Raw genomic sequence first — 17,628 nt, 5'->3', positions numbered from 1 at the left:
GAGACTCGTGCGAGGTCAGACCGGGGACACCGTGACCTTCACCGGCTTCGACTCGTTGTGGAGGCGGTCGAGCGAGGTGATCAGGTACGTGCCGGGCCGCGCCGCCGCGAAGGACGGGGCGGTGACGACGGCGGCCAGGCTCCGGGCGTCGGCGCCCTGGCAGACCTCGCCCTTGTCGGGCACCCGGTAGACCGCGTACGCGCGGGCGCCGGGCGAGGCGGTCCAGGTCAGGGTGCCACCGGCGGCCTTGGCCCCGGAGGGCTTGGCCGGCGCCTCGCCGCCGCGCTCCTTGATGAGCGGCAGCAGGGCGGGCCGCGCGTAGTGGTCGGCGGCGACCTTGTCGATGGCCTTCAGCGGGTTGGTCAGGAACTGCTTGGCGCTGAAGTAGACGTCGCCGTCGATCTGCGGGTGCCTGCGGTTGAGCGTGAGGTGGGCCGACAGCTCGCCGGGCCTGGTCCACGCCTTGTCGTCCTTGGCGCCGACGCGGTAGAGGGCCTGGCCGATGTAGAGGTCGACGCCGGTGCCCTTGACCTCCTTGGCCCACCAGGGGGCCAGTGCCTTGTAGTCGGCGACCTTGAGCCCGCGCGGCCAGTAGAGCTGCGGCATCACGTAGTCGACCGTGCCGTTCTTGATCCAGTGGCGCGCATCCGCGTAGATCGAGTCGTAGGCCGACATGCCGGAGGTGGCGGAGCCGGTCGGGTCCTGCGCCTTGTTGCGCCAGATGCCGAACGGGCTGATGCCGAACTTCACCGACGGCCGGATCTCGTGCACGGCCTTGTCGACCTGGGCGATGAGCTTGTTGACGTTGTCACGGCGCCAGTCGGCGAGGCTCTTGCCGGACCGGTACTTCGCGAAGGCGGCCTTGTCGTTGAAGGTGCCGCCGCCGCCCGGGTAGGGGTAGAAGTAGTCGTCGAAGTGGACGCCGTCCACGTCGTAACGCTTGACCACGTCGCTGATGACCTTGGTCACGTGCTCGCGCACCTGGGGCAGGCCCGGGTTGTAGTAGAGGCGGTCGCCGTACTTGACGATCCAGTCGGGGTGCACCCGCGCCGGGTGGTTGGCCGGCAGCTTGGCGGCGTTGGCGTCGTAGGAGGCGCGGTAGGGGTTGAACCAGGCGTGGAACTCCATGCCCCGCTTGCGTGCCTCGTCGATGAGGAACGGCAGCGGGTCCCAGCCGGGGTCCTTGCCCGCGGTGCCGGTCAGGTACTGCGACCAGGGCTCCAGCGACGACTTGTAGAGCGCGTCGGAAGCCGGGCGTACCTGGACGAAGACCGCGTTGAGCCGCCGCTTGGCCGCGGCGTCCAGGATCTTCACGTAGTCGGCCTTCTGGCGGTCCGGGCTCAGACCGGCGCGCGAGGGCCAGTCGATGTTGCGCACGGTGGCGATCCAGACGCCGCGCAACTGCCGCTTCGGATAGCGCGCGTCAGGCGTGCAGGCGGCGGGTACGGCGGCCGTGGTGGCCTTCTTCGCCGCGCCGCTGGCGGTCTTCTCCGCGGTCCCCGGCCCGAGGGCGTAGGCGGCGCCGGCGGTGACGACGGCGATCGTGACGGCGGCAAACAGAGGTCGTCCGGTTCGCATGGTTCCTCAGTCTGACATCGCCACTGACGTGCTTTGGCCCAAAAAACGAAATGGATTCGTGATGCTTGTGTGACTGTTGGTACGGCCGTGACGCAGGTGACGACGGCCGGCCGTACCAACAGACACACCGAGCCTCATTCGGCGGCGGCCATCTTGCCCGCCAGGTGGGACGGCAGCGGTTCGTAGCGCAGGAAGGTGCGCGTGAACGTGCCGGTGCCGTGCGACATCGACCGCAGGTCGATGGCGTAGCGGACGAGCTCCAGTTCGGGGACCTCGGCCTTGACCAGGGTGCGGCCGGTGCCGACGGGCTCGGTGCCGAGGACCCTGCCGCGCCGCGAGGACAGGTCGGACATCACGGAGCCGACGTAGTCGTCGGCCACGAGGACGGCGAGTTCGTCCACGGGTTCGAGCAGGAGGGTCGGGACCTTCGTCGCGGCCTCCTTCAGCGCCAGTTGCCCGGCGATCTGGAAGGCCATGTCGGAGGAGTCGACCGAGTGCGCCTTGCCGTCGTAGAGGGTGACGCGGACGTCGACCATCGGGTAGCCGGCGACGACGCCCCGCTCCATCTGGGCCCGCACGCCCTTCTCGACGGAGGGGATGAACTGCCGGGGCACCACGCCGCCGACGATCTTGTCCACGAACTCGAAACCCCCGCCGCTGGGCAGGGGCTCGACCTGGAGGTGGCAGATGGCGTACTGGCCGTGACCGCCGGTCTGCTTGACGTTGCGGCCCATGGCCTTGCACTGGCCGCCGAACGTCTCGCGCAGCGGCACGCGCAGCTCTATGCGTTCCACCTCGACGCCGTGCCGCTTGGCCAGGCGGTCGAGCAGCACGTCGGTGTGGGCCTCGCCCATGCACCACAGGACGAGCTGGCGGGTCTCGGCGTTGTTCTCCAGGCGCAGCGTCGGGTCCTCGGCGACCAGGCGGCCCAGCGCCTGCGAGAGCTTGTCCTCGTCGGCCTTCGACCTGGCCTGGATGGCGACGGGCAGGAGCGGGTCGGGCATCGTCCAGGACGTCATGAGCAGCGGGTTGTCCACCTCGGAGAGCGTGTCGCCGGTCTCGGCGCGCGACAGCTTGGCGACCGCGACGATGTCGCCCGCCACGCCCTTGTTCACGCCGCGCTGCTGCTTGCCCAGCGGCGAGGTGAGGGTGCCGATGCGCTCGTCGACGTCGTGGTCCTCGTGCCCGCGGTCGGCCAGGCCGTGGCCGGAGACGTGCACGGTCATGTCGGGACGCAGGGTGCCGGAGAAGACGCGGACGAGGCTGATGCGGCCCACGTAGGGGTCGGAGGTGGTCTTGACCACCTCGGCCACCAGCGGGCCGTCGGAGTCGCAGGTGATGCCCTTGACCGGCTTGCCGTCCAGGGTGGTGATCTCGGGCATCGGGTGCTCGGCGGGGGCGGGGAAGCCCTGGGTGATGATCTCCAGGAGCTCGATCGCGCCGACGCCGGTCCCCGAGCACAGGACCGGGTAGAAGCTGCCGCGGGCGACCGCCTTCTCCAGGTCCTCGATGAGGACCTTGGTGTCGATCGGCTCGCCCTCCAGGTAGCGCTCCATGAGCGACTCGTCTTCGCTCTCCTGGATGATGCCCTCGATGAGCGAGTCCCGGTGCTCGGCGATCTGCGCCTCGTACTCCGGGCCCGGGTCCTTCTCCGAGCGGCTGCCCGTGGCGTAGTTGAAGAACTTCTGCGACAGCAGCCCGATGAGCCCGTTGACGTGCCCGTTGGTGATGACGGGCAGGTAGAGGGGGGCCACGCCGTCGCCGAAGACGTCCTGGCAGGTGGCCAGGACCTCGTCGAAATCGGCCCGCTGGTGGTCGATCTTGGTGATGACGACCGCTCTGGGCATCCCGACCTGGGCGCACTCCTCCCAGAGCATCTGCGTCAGGCCGTCGACGCCCTCGGCGGCCGAGACCACGAACAGTGCCGCGTCGGCGGCGCGCAGCCCGGCGCGCAGGTCCCCGACGAAGTCGGCGTATCCGGGGGTGTCCAGAAGGTTGATCTTGATGTCGTTGTAGACCAGGGGCGCCAGTGCGAGGTTCACCGAGCGTTGCTGGCGTACCTCAACCTCGTCGAAGTCCGTGACCGTGTTGCCGTCCTCGACCCGGCCGGTGCGCTGGATGGTGCCCGTCGCCGCCAGCAAGTGCTCGACCAGGGTCGTCTTGCCCGCACCTGAATGGCCGACCAGCACGACATTGCGTATCGCGTCCGCACTGTCGGCCGTGGGTGCCCTGCCCGCGGCTCCCGCATGGCCGCCGGGGTTCTTTTCTGCCACATCGCCTCCCGCGTCGTTGGGTGGGGGTTCCAACGCCGCGCCCGCGCGGAAGGGTTCAGAAACCGCATGGACGCGGTGTGTTCACCAAATACCCCTGTGGCGAATATCACAAGGGGGGTGAGGCAAAGAAAGTCCAGTGGGCTCTTATGGCCTACGATCGGAGCGCGATGCTCAAACTCCTGCGCCCGGCCATGACCCGGATCCTCACCCCGCTGGGCAGGGCTCTCGTCCGCCGCGGGATCGGCCCTGACGCCGTCACCGCGATCGGCACGCTCGGCACCGTGGTGTCGGCCCTGTTCTTCTTCCCGATGGGCATGCTCACCGCGGGCGCCCTCGTGATCACTGTTTTCGTACTGTTCGACCTGCTCGACGGTGTGGTCGCGCGCCTGGGCGGCGCGGGCGGCACCAAGTGGGGCGCCTTCCTGGACTCCACGCTCGACAGGGTCGCCGACGCGGCCATTTTCGGGGGGCTTACGCTCTATTTCGCCATAAATGGTGATATCACCATGGTCGCGGTCACGTTGTTCAACGTGATCGCGGGCGTGCTGGTGTCCTATGCCAAGGCGCGGGCCGAGGGGCTCGGCATCGAGTGCGACGTCGGCCTGGCGGAGCGGCCCGAGCGGCTGGTCGTCGGGCTGGTGGCGGCGTGCTTCTGGTTCGTCCCCTTCGTACTGGCGATCGGCATGTGGGTGCTGGCCGTGGCCAGCGCGATCACCGTGGTCCAGCGGGTCGTGCACGTCTACCGACAGACGGGGGTGTCATGAGCGAGAAGACGTCCGTCGCCGACAAGGCGGTCGCCGCCGGGTTCGCCGCGGGGTGGACGCTGGTGCCGTACCTGCCGCAGAAGCCGACGGCGGCGGCCTTCCGCTTCATGGCCGACCGGGTCTGGCACAGGCGCGGGCGCTCGGTGCGCCGCCTGGAGTCGAACCTCAGCCGCGTCACCGGCCTGCCGGTCGGCAGCGCGGAGCTGGGCGAGATCACCCGGGCGGGCATGCGCTCCTACTTCCGCTACTTCCACGAGATCTTCCGGCTGCCGTCGATGGACCGTGCCGAGGTGGTCAGGCGTACCCACGTGACCGGCGCCGAGCACGTCCACGACAACGTGGCCGCGGGGCGCGGCGTGGTGCTCGCGCTGCCGCACATGGGCAACTGGGACCAGGCGGGCGCGTGGCTGGTCGGGGTCGGTCACCCGTTCACGACCGTGGCGGAACGCCTCAAGCCCGAGTCGCTGTTCCGCCGCTACGTGGCCTTCCGCGAGGGGCTGGGCATGGAGGTGCTGCCGCTCACGGGCGGTGACGGCCACAACTTCGGCACCCTGGCGACGCGGGTACGGCGGGGCGGGGTCGTCTGCCTGCCCGCCGAGCGCGACCTGACCAAGAGCGGCGTCGAGGTGCGCTTCTTCGGCGCCGTCACGAAGGTGCCCGCCGGGCCGCCGCTGCTGGCCGTGCAGACCGGCTGCGCGCTGCTGCCCGCCATCGTCTACTTCGACGGCGACGACTGGGGAATCGACATCCACCCCGAGGTGCCGGTGCCCGCGCAGGGCACCCGCCAGGAGAAGGTGGCGGCGCTCGCGCAGGGGCTGGCGGACGTGTTCGAGAAGGGCATCGCGCAGCACCCGGAGGACTGGCACATGCTGCAGCGGTTGTGGCTGGAGGACCTGACGCGATGAGAGCCGCGACCGGACACGAGAAGGGGTGACGGGAGCCATGAAAGTCGGCATCGTCTGTCCTTACTCGTGGGACATGCCCGGCGGGGTCAAGCAGCACATCGACGACCTGGCCCAGGCGCTGATCGCGCAGGGTCACGACGTGTCGGTGATCGCGCCGGCCGCCGACGACGACGAGCTGCCGCCGTACGTGACCGGGGCGGGCCGGGCGATCCCGGTGCCCTACAACGGGTCGGTGGCGCGGATGTCGTTCGGGTTCATCTCGGCGGCGCGGGTGCGCAGGTGGGTGCGGGACGGCGGGTTCGACGTGCTGCACATCCACGAGCCGCTGATCCCGAGCCTCGGCGTGCTGGCGTGCTGGGCGGCCAAGGGGCCGATCGTGGCGACGTTCCACGCCTCCTTCAGCCGCTCGCGGGCGATCGCGGTGGCCGAGCCGTTGCTGCGCAGCGCGCTGGAGAAGCTCCACGGGCGCATCGCGGTCTCCGACGCGGCGCGCAAGAGCCTGGTGGAGCAGTTCGGCGGCGACACGGTCCTGATCCCCAACGGCGTGACGGTCGCGCGCTACGCCGAGGCCGAGCCGCTGGACGGCTGGGGCCCCGACGGTTCCACGATCGGCTTCCTCGGCCGGGTGGACGAGGAGCGCAAGGGCCTGCCGATCCTGATGGAGGCGCTGAAGTCGATCCCGGAGGCCAAGCTGCTCATCGCCGGCCCCGGCGAGGTGAAGGTGCCCAAGGAGCTGCGTGAGCGGGTGACGGTGCTGGGCATGGTGAGCGAGGCGGACAAGATCCGCGCCTACCACTCGGTGGACGTCTTCTGCGCGCCGAACACGCGCGGCGAGAGCTTCGGCATCGTGCTGGCCGAGGCCATGGCCTCGGGGGCGACGGTGCTGGCCAGCGACATCCCGGCCTTCCGCCGGGTGCTGGGCGAGGGGCAGGCGGGCGCGCTGTTCAGGAACGGCGACCCCGCCTCGCTGGCCGAAGAGGCGCGGGCGCTGCTGGCGGCGCCGGAACGGCGGGCCAAGCTGGCCGCGGAGGCGCTGGTGGCGGTGCGCAAGTACGACTGGTCGACGGTGGCGCGGGACGTGGTGCGGGTGTACGAGACCGTGACGGCGGGCGGCGCCGGCCGGGTGGAGGAGGACGCGTCGTGACCTCCACGGTGATCATCCTGGTCGTGGGCATCGTCGTGGTGCTCACGGCCGTCTACATCTCCTGGCGGGCCGGCCGCCTGGACCGCCTGCACATCCGGCTGGAGCTGGCCGGGGAGGCGCTGGACGCGGCGCTGCAGCAGCGCCGCTCGGCGGTGCTGCTCATGGCCGGCTCACGCATCCTGGACCCGGCCACCTCGCTCATGCTGGCCACCTCGGCGCAGGAGGCCAGGATCGCCGGTCCCGAGGAGCGGGAGCGGGCCGAGAGTGACCTGTCGCGCACGATCCGCGCGGTGGTGGACCAGGACCGCTTCCGGGAGAAGCTGGCCGAGGCCCCGGGCGGGGCGGACCTGCTGGAGGACCTCGACGCGGCGGTGGCCAAGGTGGTCTACTCGCGCCGCTTCCACAACAACGCGGTCGGTGTCACACGTACGGCACAGCAGCGCTGGCTGGCCAAGACCCTGCGCCTCGCCGGTCACACCGATTTTCCCCGATTTTTCGAGATTGATGATGATCCGCCGAAGAGTATGGCAACTGAATGACCGAATTTGTTCATCGCCGGTAAGCTTCGTCCGTTCTAGGAGCTGAAGGCGGAGGAGTGGACAGGTGCGGCTACCGCGGATGATCACCGTGACGCTGGCGGGAACGGCGGTCCTGCTGCCGGTCGCGGCGTGCTCGTCGGAAAAGCCCGCCCCGCCCGCGGCGCCGCAGGCCGCCACGGCCACGCCCAGCCAGACCCCGGACGCCGGGCCGGGCCACCCGTTCACCGGGCTGCCCGACGAGGCGCGCAAGCCCGTACTCGCGGTGAAGATCGAGAACACCGCGGCCGGAAAGCCGCAGATGGGCCTGAAGAGCGCGGACATCGTCTACGTGGAGCAGGTCGAGGCGGGGCTGACCCGGCTCATGGCCATCTTCTCCTCGAAGATCCCGGCCAAGGTGGGCCCGGTGCGCAGCGCCCGCGTCTCCGACCTGCACATCGCGCCGCAGTTCGGCAAGCCCGCCTTCGCCTACTCCGGCGCGCAGACCAAGATGCTGCCGCTCATCGCCGAGGCCTCGCTCTACGACGTCGGCGACAGCAGGAACGCCGGCGCCTACTTCCGCCAGCCCGGCCGCTTCGCCCCCTACAACCTGTTCGCCAACACCAAGAAGCTGCTGTCGGCCGCGCCCAAGGCGTCCAAGGCCAAGGACATCGGCTTCACCTTCGGCGACGCCCCGGCCGAGGGCGGCGTGGACAAGAAGTCGTGGACGGTGCGCTGGCCCGCGGCGCGCTTCACCTTCAACTGGTCCGAGGCCAAGAAGCAGTGGATGATCTGGCAGGACGGCAAGAAGGACATGGCGGCCGAGGGCGGGCAGCTCAGCGCGCCGACCATCGTGATCCAGTACACCAAGACGGTCCGGTCGCAGTTCCACGACAAGAACCAGAGCTATACGCCGCTCGTGCACACCACCGGCAAGGGCTCGGCGATCGTGCTGCGGGACGGCAAGGCGTACAAGGCGAAGTGGGAGCGGGAATCGGAGGAGTCGGGCACGACGTTCACCACTCCGGAGGGCGAGCCGATGAACTTCGCGCCGGGACAGGTGTGGGTCGCGCTCGCCAGCCGCAAGCCCGTCATCCCCTGACGCCTGCCGACGATTGGGCGGGCCGTACAAAAGAGCAGATAAATCCTGACATGCTGGCATGTCGGGGGAGGGGTGCTCCAGGACCTACGATGGGCTTGATAGCTTACCGTTCGCCCAGGCGGGTGCGCCCGGGCGCAACCAGCCGACAGAGCCCGTGAGGAAGACCGTGTCCAGCAGCACGCCAGAAACCACTGCCGTCACCGGAACCGCCCGCGTCAAGCGTGGGATGGCCGAGATGCTCAAGGGCGGCGTCATCATGGACGTCGTCACCCCCGAGCAGGCGAAGATCGCTGAGGACGCCGGCGCCGTCGCCGTCATGGCCCTTGAGCGCGTGCCCGCCGACATCCGCGCCCAGGGCGGCGTCTCCCGGATGAGCGACCCCGACATGATCGAGGGGATCATCAGCGCGGTCTCGATCCCCGTGATGGCCAAGGCCCGCATCGGCCACTTCGTCGAGGCGCAGCTCCTGCAGGCGCTCGGGGTGGACTACGTCGACGAGTCCGAGGTCCTGACCCCGGCCGACTACGCCAACCACATCGACAAGTTCCGCTTCACGGTGCCCTTCGTCTGCGGCGCCACCAACCTCGGCGAGGCCATGCGGCGCATCACCGAGGGCGCGGCCATGATCCGCTCCAAGGGCGAGGCCGGCACCGGCGACGTCTCCAACGCCGTCACCCACATGCGCACCATCCGGGGCGAGATCAAGCGCCTGACCACGCTGCCCGAGGACGAGCTGTACGTGGCGGCCAAGGAGTTGCAGGCCCCCTACGAGCTGGTGGCCGAGGTCGCCAAGACCGGCAAGCTGCCCGTCGTGCTCTTCACCGCCGGCGGCATCGCGACCCCCGCCGACGCCGCCATGATGATGCAACTCGGCGCCGAGGGCGTCTTCGTGGGCTCGGGCATCTTCAAGTCCGGCGACCCGGCCAAGCGCGCCGCCGCCATCGTCAAGGCCACCACCTTCTTCGACGACCCCGACGTCGTGGCCAAGGTCTCGCGCGGGCTGGGCGAGGCCATGGTGGGCATCAACGTGGACGAGATCCCGCAGCCGCACCGCCTGGCCGAGCGCGGCTGGTAGAGCGTCGCCGCGGCCCCGCCCCCGGATGGGGCGGGGCCGCGCCGTGCCTACGAGACCTGGCGCGCGAACTGGGTCAAGGCCCCGCGCCAGTGCACGCCCAGGCTGTAGAGCACGCGTGAGCCGGGGGCGAGGAGCGGCCCGGCGTGGTTCATGACTCCTGTCGGCCCGATCTCCCTGCACAGGGCGGGCAGGCCCTCTCCGGCGCACCCCGCGTAGGTGAGGTCGCCGTTGGGCGAGCGGCGCAGGTGCGTGGCCGCGCCCCAGGCGAACGACGGGCCCTGGGCGCTGCCGTAGACGCCGGCGCCGTCGGGGGAGACCACCACGTCCACGTACGTCCCGCGCGGGCCGTCACCCCGGCACCCGGTGGCGTACCCGATGCAGCCGTGGTAGGCGAGGTCCCCGTTGACGGTGTTGCGGCGCAGGTGGGTGACGCCGCCCGCGCCCGCCACGTAGAGGCTGTCGCCGGCCGGGGTGATCGCGCCGCGGGTGACGCGGTAGAGGCCGTGGGTGGCGGGCACGTTGCAGCCGCCGGTGCCCGTCTCGGAGATGCACCCCACCTCGGCCAGTGAGCCGGTGGCGAGGTCGCGGCGGAAGTGCGTGACCGAGCCGGGGTTCCTGGCCACGACGTAGAGGCTGCGCCCGTCGGCGCTGAGCACGGCGTCGCCCGAGGACGTCAGGACGCCCGTGCGGCCGATCGGCGTGCAGCCGGGCATCGCCTCACCGATGCAGCCGTGGAAGGCCAGGCGGCCGGTGCCGCCGTCGCGGCGCAGGTGGTAGACCGCGCCCCGGCCGGAGCCCGAGGCGTAGAGGTACAGGTCGCGGCCGTCGGCGCTCGTGGTCAGCGCGTGGTCGGAGGTGGACCAGGAGGCCAGTCCGGGCAGGGCCGCGACGCCGCCGCAGCCGGGGTCCCAGACGCAGAAGTCGGTGTCGAGTCCGCCGCTCGCCGTCGTGCGGAACGCGGCCACCTCCGACGGCGTGGCGACGTAGACGTGGGAGCCGGCGGCCACCACGGCGCTGGCGGCGTACAGGTCCGCCACGCTCGTGGGGCGGCAGCCCGTGAGCTCGCCCATGCAGCCGCTCAGGGTCAGCGTGTCGTCGGCGGCCCGGCGGAAGGACGAGATCGCCGGTACGGCGGTGCCCGACCCTCCGTCTCCGCCGGCCACGACGTAGACCGTGTCGCCGTTGGGCCGCGTCGTCGCCGCCGACGCCCAGTCGAGCGGGTTGACCGGGCCGATGTGCACGGCTCCCGGCACGTTGTAGGAGATCGTCCGGACGAAGCCGAGATCGCCCGGCGCCGCCAGCGCGCCGGTGGGAAACGCCAGAACCAGTGCCAGTGCCGCGGCGATCCCCGCGGCCCACCGTGATGTACGGCCAGTTGCCAGCACGTCGTGCTCCTTTCGTCAGCACGACGATCGGCGACAGGGCGGGCGGTTAGGAACGCGCTGCGAATTATCCGGACAAGGCCGTACAGCCAGTATCGTCGGGGGTGGTGCGGCCACCGAGATCTTGAGGATGCTTGATGCAGGTACGTCCGCTTCGCCCATCCGACCCCCGGGAAGTGCACGGCTACACGCTGCGCGGCAGGCTGGGCGAGGGCGGCCAGGGAACGGTCTACCTCGGCGATGCACCGGACGGCTCGCCCGCCGCGGTCAAGGTGCTGCACGCCCGTTTCGCCGAGGACGGCGAGGCCAGGCGCTACCTCCATCGCGAGCTGAGCGCCCTGCGCCGGGTGGCCTCGTTCTGCACGGCCCGCGTCCTGGCCGCCGATCCCGACGCGGACCCGCCGTACGTGATCAGCGAGTTCGTCGACGGCCCGTCCCTGCAGGAGGTGATCAGGCAGCGGGGGGTCCTGGCGGGGCCCGAGCTCGACCGGCTGGCCGTCGCGACCGCCACCGCGCTCGGCGCCATCCACGCCGCGGGCGTCGTGCACCGCGACTTCAAGCCGGGCAACGTACTGCTGGCCGCCGACGGCCCGAGGGTCATCGACTTCGGCATCGCCCGGCCCATGGACGCCACCTCCGCCACCGTCAGCTCCGCCGTCGGCACCCCTGCCTACATGGCGCCCGAGCAGTTGTCCGGGCACCCGGCCGGACCGCCGATGGACCTGTTCGCGTGGGCGTGCACGATCGCGTACGCGGCCAACGGCCGCCCGCCGTTCGGCGACGAGACGCTGCCCGTCGTCATCAACCGGATCCTCAACGCCCCGCCGGACCTGGGCCGGCTGGACGGTCGGCTGCGCGGGTACGTGGCCGCGTGCCTGGACAAGGACCCGGCGCGGCGGCCGTCGGCCAGGCAGGTGCTGCTCGGGCTGATGGAGCAGGTTCCCGGCGGGACGCTGCCACCGCCACCGGCCTTCGCCCAGCCGATCGCGGGCGGCCCGCCGCCGCCCAGGCCGGTGCACGGGCCGCACTCGCTGCCGCCGCGGCCCTCCACGCAGACCCGGCCGGGCAACAGGGCGGCCCGCGTGACGGTGGGCGCGGCGGTGGCGGCCGCGCTCGTGCTGGGCTCGGCGACGGCGGTCTACGTCGCGACCAGGCCGGACGGCACCGGCACCCGGGTGACCACGAGCGGCACACCGGTCACGAGTTCCAGCCCGAGTCCCAGCGCCGGCCAGGACACCGCCGCCCCGGTCGGCGACGTGACCCGCTCGCCCCGGCTCGGCATGGAGATCTGGCAGGACGGCAAGCCGGCGGCCCTGTCGCTCGACGACCTCGACTCCCCGGTGACCTCGGCCCGGCTCAAGGTGGCGCCATTCGAGCTGCGCTTCCCCAAGCTGCCCGAGGGGCGGGCGCTGCAGATCTGCGCGTGGACCGGCAAGTCGGTCTTCTCCATCAAGGACGGGGCCAAGGTCGACAGCCATCCGTGCTTCCGTCCCGGCACCGGCGTCGCCGACTACGAGTACGGCTCGGGCACCCTGTACCTGAACGACAACGACGGGCACAACCACCTGGTCGGCAACCGGGTCGCCGCGCAGTCGGCCACCCAGGACAAGGTGTTCGTCGCCAAGGTCTTCCGCGACGGCGCCGACACGCCGCTGGCCGACTTCACCGGGACGCTCTACCTGGCCGCCTTCATCGACCTGAACGGCGACAAGGCGTTCAAACGGGCGGGCGAGGGCGAGTACGACTACCTCGCGCTCACGTTCGCCCCCTGAGCCGCCCGGCAAGGTTGGGCAAAGATCGCAATTCAACCGGAGTATCCGGGCGCTCGCCAAGGAATGACCCCCTGAGGTGGACGGGGGTGGGCGATGGCGCAGGAGACGGCCCAGAAGTTGTCGCTGCCGACGCTGACCGCGATGGTGGTCGGGTCGATGGTCGGCGCCGGCGTCTTCTCGCTGCCGCGCAACTTCGCGCAGGCCACCGGGGTGCTGGGGGCGTTGATCGCGTGGGCGGTGGCCGGGGTCGGCATGCTCATGCTGGCCTTCGTCTTCCAGGCGCTGGCCGTACGCAAGCCGGAGCTGAACGCGGGCGTCTACGCCTACGCCAAGGCCGGGTTCGGTGAGTTCCCCGGGTTCCTGTCGGCGTTCGGCTACTGGGCCAGCGCCTGCGTGGGCAACGTCTCCTACTGGGTGCTGATCAAGTCCACGCTGGGCGCGGTCCTGCCGGGCTTCGGCGAGGGCGACACGATCCTGGCCGTGATCATCAGCGCGCTGGGCGTGTGGGCGTTCCACTTCATGATCGTGCGCGGGGTGCGCGAGGCGGCCGCGATCAACAGGATCGTCACCGTCGCCAAGCTCGTGCCGATCGTGCTGTTCATCGTGATCGTCGCGATCGCCCTGAAGTCGGGCACGTTCTCGGCGAACTTCCGCGGGGACATGGGTAGCCTGTTCGACCAGGTCAGGGCCACGATGCTGGTGACCGTCTTCGTCTTCCTCGGCGTGGAGGGCGCCAGCGTCTACTCGCGGTACGCGCGCCGCCGCGAGGACGTCGGACGCGCCACCGTGCTCGGCTTCCTCAGCGTGCTCGCGCTGTTCGCCGCGGTGTCGATCTTCTCGTACGGCGTGCTGCCCCAGGGCGAGCTGGCCGAGGTCCGCCAGCCGTCGATGGCCGGGGTGATGGAGTCGGTCGTGGGCCCGTGGGGCTCGGTGTTCATCAGCGTCGGCCTGATCGTTTCGGTGCTCGGCGCGTACCTGGCCTGGACGCTGATGGCGGCCGAGGTGCTGTTCGTGGCGGCCGGGGACGACGACATGCCGCGCTTCCTGCGGCGCGAGAACCGGCAGGGCGCCCCGGTGAACGCCCTGGTCATGACCGGCATCCTGGTCACGGCGGTGCTGGCGGTCACCCTGTGGTCGGACGACGCGTTCACGTTCACGCTGAAGCTGTGCAGCTCGCTGTCGCTGGTGCCGTACCTGCTGGCCGCGGGCTACGCGCTCAAGCTGCGCGGCACCGCGGGGCAGGTGACGGTCGCGGCCCTCGCCGTCGTCTACACCGCCTTCCTGATCTTCGCGGCGGGGCTGGAGTTCCTGCTGCTGTCCTGCATCATCTACGCCCCCGGCACGATCCTGTTCGTCATGACCAGGCGCGAGCGGGGCAGGCGCGCGTTCACGCTGCCGGAGCTGGCGTTGTTCGTCCTGGTCGCCGTGGGCGCGGTGGTCGGCGTCGTCGGCCTGGCGACGGGCGGGATCACCATCTGACGGGCATTGAAGAACAAGATTCCAGAATGTCATTCTGATTTCATGACCGTCGACAAGCCCGCCCTCCGCGCCCGATACCGCCAGGAACGCGACAAGCGCCTGCGCCCCGACGGCAACGACCAGTACCTGCGCCTGACCGGTCGCTTCGCCTCCTACGCCGACGACCCGTACACGCCCAGGGCCCCGAGGGAGCCGAAGGACGACCACGTCACCGTGGCCTTCGTCGGCGGCGGGTTCGCCGGGCTGGTCACCGGGGCGCGGCTGAGGGAGGCGGGCGTGGCCGACGTCAGGATCGTGGAGAAGGGCGGCGACTTCGGCGGCACGTGGTACTGGAACCGCTACCCGGGAGCCCAGTGCGACACCGCCTCCTTCGTCTACATGCCGCTGCTCGAAGAGCTGGGCCACATGCCGACGGAGAAGTACGCCCACGCGCCGGAGATCCTGGAGCACTGCCGCCGCATCGGCAAGCACTACGGCCTCTACGACCACGCGCTCTTCCACACCGAGGTCACCGGCCTGGAATGGGACGACGAGCGCGCGCTCTGGACCGTCGCCACCGACCGCGGCGACCGCTTCACCGCCCGCTTCGTGGCCATGGGCATCGGGCCGCTGCACGTGCCCAAGCTGCCCGGCATCCCCGGCATCGACGCCTTCGGCGGCCACTCCTTCCACACCAGTCGCTGGGACTACGACTACACCGGCGGCGACCCGGCGGGCGCGCCCATGGACGGGCTGGCCGGCAGGCGGGTGGCGATCATCGGCACCGGCGCGACCGCGGTGCAGTGCGTGCCGCACCTCGCGCGGGCCTGCGCCGAACTGTACGTCTTCCAGCGCACGCCCTCCTCGGTCGACGTACGCGACAACCGGCCGACCGACCCCGAGTGGTTCGCCGGGATCGCCACGCCCGGCTGGCAGCGGCGCTGGCTGGAGAACTTCACCGCCAACCAGGCCGGCGGCGGCGCCGAGGAGGACCTGGTCATGGACGGCTGGACCGACATCGCCCGCCGCGTGCGCGAAAGGATCGCCGCCCTGCCCGAGGGCGAGCGGACGGCCGAGCGGATGCTGGAGGCGTTCGAGGACTCCGACTTCGAGAAGATGGAGGAGATCCGCGCCCGCGTCGACGCCGTGGTGCGCGACGCCGCGACCGCCGGGCGGCTCAAGGCGTGGTACCGGCAACTGTGCAAGCGGCCGTGCTTCCACGACGCCTACCTCCAGGCGTTCAACCTGCCCGGCGTCCACCTGGTCGACACCGACGGCAGGGGAGTCGAGCGGATCACCGAGACGGGCGTCGTGGCCGCGGGACGGGAGTACGAGGTCGACTGCGTCATCTACGCCTCCGGCTTCGAGGTGGGCACCGGCTACACGCGGCGGGCCGGCTACGACGTGGCCGGGCGGGACGGGGTCAGGCTGTCGGCGTACTGGGAGGAGGGGATGCGCACGCTGCACGGCACCCACGTCCACGGCTTCCCCAACGCCTTCGTCGTCCAGCCGACCCAGGGCGCCAACCTCATCTCGAACATCCCGCACAACCTGACCGAGTCCGGCCTGACCATCGCGATGATCGTCAAGCACGCCCTCGACGGCGGCTTCACCCGGGTGGAGGCGAGCAGGGCGGCCGAGGACGCGTGGATGGACCTGCTGATGTCCGGCGCCGGCTCGCTGCTGGGCGGCGCCGACTGCACCCCCGGCTACTACAACAACGAGGGACAGGACCCGGGCAAGAACGGCTGGCTCAGCGTCGGCTACCCGCTCGGCCCCTCCGCCTATTTCGCCTATCTCAACCAATGGCGTACGGCAGGCGACTTCGCCGGACTCGACTTCACATAGCCGGATCTTTACCCGAACGCCGGTACCTTTACCTGCCGCCGGGCAGCTCACCCCGTGTGAGCCGGGAGAGCGACGACGTCACGGCCAGGATCAGGGAACGGCTGAACGCGCTGCGCGCCCGCATGCGCCGCGAGGCCATCCTCGACGAGGCCGTCAGCCGCATGGCCGTGCGCGAGAACATCCGCCCCGAGGAGGCGGTGCGCCACCTCAGCCGGCTCGCCGGGCTCTCCGGCATGGAGCTGCTCGACCTGGCCGCCACGATCGAGCCCGCGCCGCCGCCGCCGACGCGGCCGCCGGTGCCCGGGTGGGTGTTCGCGGTCCTTCAGGCCCTGCACGTCTCGGCCGCCTACCTGGTGCCGGTCACCGACGACGACGACCGGCCGGTCGACTTCGTGATCGCCGCGGTCAACGAGCAGGTCCGCGACGTCACCGGCCGCGGCGCCATCGAACTCACCGGCGAGCGCCTGCTCCAGGCCTGCCCGGGGGTGGTGAAGTCCGGGCTGCTGGAGGCGTACTTCCGGGTGCTGCTCGAAGGCCGCCCGGTCAAGCTCGACCCGGTCGAGTACGTGGAGGTCCGCGACCGCCAGCTCTGGCCGGCCTCGCTGACCGTGCGGGCCGTACCTCTGCACGAGGGCGTCCTGGCGAGCTGGCGCGCGCTCGACGAGGACGAGCGGCTGATCAGCCGGTGGGACCGCGCCCAGCGCGAGGCCGAGCTCGGCTGGGCCGAGTGGACGCTGGCCACCGGCCGCACCTACTGGACCGCCCAGCTCTACGGGATCTTCGGCCGCGACCCCGCCGACGGCCCGATGCCGCTGGAGGAACTGCCGGGCGCCGTCGCCGACGCCGACATGGCGCTGGTGGACGAGCTGATGTCCACCCTGCTCGTCCATGGCGAGGCGGCCGACGCCGAGTTCAGGATCAGGCAGCGCTACGGCGTACGGCAGGTGCGCACGGTCAGCGAGCCCGTCCTCGACGACACCGGCACCCCGGTGCTGGTCAGGATGCTCGTCCAGGACATCACCCGCGGACGGCGGCGCGAGCGCGCCCTGTCGGCGGCCCACGCGCAGGCGATCACGCAGCGCCGCCGGGCCGAGGAGGAGCAGCGCGTCGCCCACCGGCTCCAGGACGCCATCCAGCCCGGCCGGCGCGGCGCCCTCGACCTGCCCGGCGTCCGCGTCGCCATGCGCTACCTGCCCGCCGAGGACGTGGTCAGGCTCGGCGGCGACTGGTTCAAGGCCAGGCGCCTGCCCGACGACCGGGTCCTGGTGGCCATCGGCGACGCCATGGGCCACGGCCTGGCCGCCGTCGGGCTGATGGCGCAGATGCGCTTCGGCCTGGCCGGGCTCGCCTACACCAAGGCCGACGCCGCCCAGCTCGCCACCTGGCTGAACGACCTCATCTACCACAACAGCGAGACCGTGACCGCGACGGGCACCGCCGTCATCGGCCACTTCGACCCCGGCAGCAGGCTCCTGACCTGGACCAGCGCAGGACACCTGCCGCCGCTGCTGGTGCGCGACGGCATGGCCGCGCTGCTTGAGCCGCCGCCCGGCCTGATGCTCGGCGCGCTGGAGTCGGTCGCCTACGAGCTGACCACCACCCAGCTCCACGCGGGCGACATGCTGTTCCTCTACACCGACGGCGTCGTCGAGCGGCGCGACAAGGACCTCGACGCCGGGCTGAAGGCGCTGCTGGAGGCGGCCGACGACTGCCCGCGCGACGACCCGGAGGAGGCCATCGCCTGCGTCCTGGACCGCATCGGGCTCGACACCCACGACGACGTCTGCCTGCTGGCGCTGCGGATCCGGTGAA

Annotated in this window: 13 protein-coding genes; 10 read left to right on the top strand and 3 right to left on the bottom strand. The window is 71.1% G+C overall.

Annotated features, from left to right (window positions below):
• Nucleotides 1-15: 15 nt before the first annotated feature.
• Both ACIBEJ_RS50445 and ACIBEJ_RS50440 read right to left on the bottom strand, forming a co-directional pair.
• A complete protein-coding gene (locus ACIBEJ_RS50445; RefSeq protein WP_397190188.1) occupies nucleotides 16-1,578 on the bottom strand; it encodes a glycoside hydrolase family 10 protein in 1,563 nt (520 codons plus the stop codon).
• Between the two features lie 134 nt (nucleotides 1,579-1,712).
• Complete coding sequence (locus ACIBEJ_RS50440; protein WP_397190187.1) at nucleotides 1,713-3,851, bottom strand: elongation factor G-like protein EF-G2; 2,139 nt, start codon at nucleotides 3,849-3,851, stop codon at nucleotides 1,713-1,715.
• Between the two features lie 146 nt (nucleotides 3,852-3,997).
• On the opposite strand from ACIBEJ_RS50440, the gene pgsA reads away from it, so the two are divergent.
• The 6 genes from pgsA (at nucleotide 3,998) to pdxS (ending at nucleotide 9,356) form a co-directional block, all read left to right on the top strand.
• The gene (pgsA, locus tag ACIBEJ_RS50435) at nucleotides 3,998-4,615 is read left to right on the top strand and encodes a phosphatidylinositol phosphate synthase (RefSeq protein ID WP_397190186.1); all 618 of its coding nucleotides are present in this window, start codon (nucleotides 3,998-4,000) and stop codon (nucleotides 4,613-4,615) included.
• Nucleotides 4,612-5,520: a phosphatidylinositol mannoside acyltransferase gene (locus ACIBEJ_RS50430; protein WP_397190185.1), complete on the top strand. Its 909-nt coding sequence runs from the start codon at nucleotides 4,612-4,614 to the stop codon at nucleotides 5,518-5,520. Before pgsA ends, ACIBEJ_RS50430 begins: the two co-directional genes overlap by 4 nt.
• A gap of 37 nt (nucleotides 5,521-5,557) precedes the next feature.
• The gene (locus tag ACIBEJ_RS50425) at nucleotides 5,558-6,664 is read left to right on the top strand and encodes a glycosyltransferase family 4 protein (protein WP_397190184.1); all 1,107 of its coding nucleotides are present in this window, start codon (nucleotides 5,558-5,560) and stop codon (nucleotides 6,662-6,664) included.
• Nucleotides 6,661-7,203 (top strand): hypothetical protein, encoded by a 543-nt coding sequence (locus ACIBEJ_RS50420; RefSeq protein WP_397190183.1) that lies wholly within the window; start codon nucleotides 6,661-6,663, stop codon nucleotides 7,201-7,203. The genes ACIBEJ_RS50425 and ACIBEJ_RS50420 overlap by 4 nt, the downstream gene beginning before the upstream one ends.
• A 64-nt stretch (nucleotides 7,204-7,267) precedes the next feature.
• Nucleotides 7,268-8,281, top strand: coding sequence for a DUF3048 domain-containing protein (locus tag ACIBEJ_RS50415; RefSeq protein WP_397190182.1), 1,014 nt, complete (start codon nucleotides 7,268-7,270; stop codon nucleotides 8,279-8,281).
• A gap of 166 nt (nucleotides 8,282-8,447) precedes the next feature.
• Nucleotides 8,448-9,356 (top strand): pyridoxal 5'-phosphate synthase lyase subunit PdxS, encoded by a 909-nt coding sequence (gene pdxS / locus ACIBEJ_RS50410; RefSeq protein WP_397190181.1) that lies wholly within the window; start codon nucleotides 8,448-8,450, stop codon nucleotides 9,354-9,356.
• Between the two features lie 47 nt (nucleotides 9,357-9,403).
• Here the strand turns inward: pdxS and ACIBEJ_RS50405 are convergent, their stop codons facing one another.
• The gene (locus tag ACIBEJ_RS50405; protein WP_397190180.1) at nucleotides 9,404-10,741 is read right to left on the bottom strand and encodes a hypothetical protein; all 1,338 of its coding nucleotides are present in this window, start codon (nucleotides 10,739-10,741) and stop codon (nucleotides 9,404-9,406) included.
• 134 nt (nucleotides 10,742-10,875) lie between these two features.
• Here ACIBEJ_RS50405 and ACIBEJ_RS50400 point away from each other — a divergent pair, with 134 nt between their 5' ends.
• The 4 genes from ACIBEJ_RS50400 (at nucleotide 10,876) to ACIBEJ_RS50385 (ending at nucleotide 17,627) form a co-directional block, all read left to right on the top strand.
• Nucleotides 10,876-12,510, top strand: coding sequence for a serine/threonine-protein kinase (locus tag ACIBEJ_RS50400; RefSeq protein ID WP_397190179.1), 1,635 nt, complete (start codon nucleotides 10,876-10,878; stop codon nucleotides 12,508-12,510).
• Nucleotides 12,511-12,603: 93 nt separating this feature from the next.
• Nucleotides 12,604-13,989: a basic amino acid/polyamine antiporter gene (locus ACIBEJ_RS50395; RefSeq protein WP_397190178.1), complete on the top strand. Its 1,386-nt coding sequence runs from the start codon at nucleotides 12,604-12,606 to the stop codon at nucleotides 13,987-13,989.
• Nucleotides 13,990-14,031: 42 nt separating this feature from the next.
• Nucleotides 14,032-15,816, top strand: coding sequence for a flavin-containing monooxygenase (locus tag ACIBEJ_RS50390; RefSeq protein WP_397190177.1), 1,785 nt, complete (start codon nucleotides 14,032-14,034; stop codon nucleotides 15,814-15,816).
• A gap of 56 nt (nucleotides 15,817-15,872) precedes the next feature.
• Nucleotides 15,873-17,627, top strand: coding sequence for a PP2C family protein-serine/threonine phosphatase (locus ACIBEJ_RS50385; protein ID WP_397190176.1), 1,755 nt, complete (start codon nucleotides 15,873-15,875; stop codon nucleotides 17,625-17,627).
• Nucleotide 17,628 lies beyond the last annotated feature (1 nt).

It is taken from the genome of Nonomuraea sp. NPDC050790, assembly GCF_044456745.1.
Lineage (GTDB): Bacteria > Actinomycetota > Actinomycetes > Streptosporangiales > Streptosporangiaceae > Nonomuraea.
This window is presented reverse-complemented; position numbering and strand designations above follow the sequence as displayed.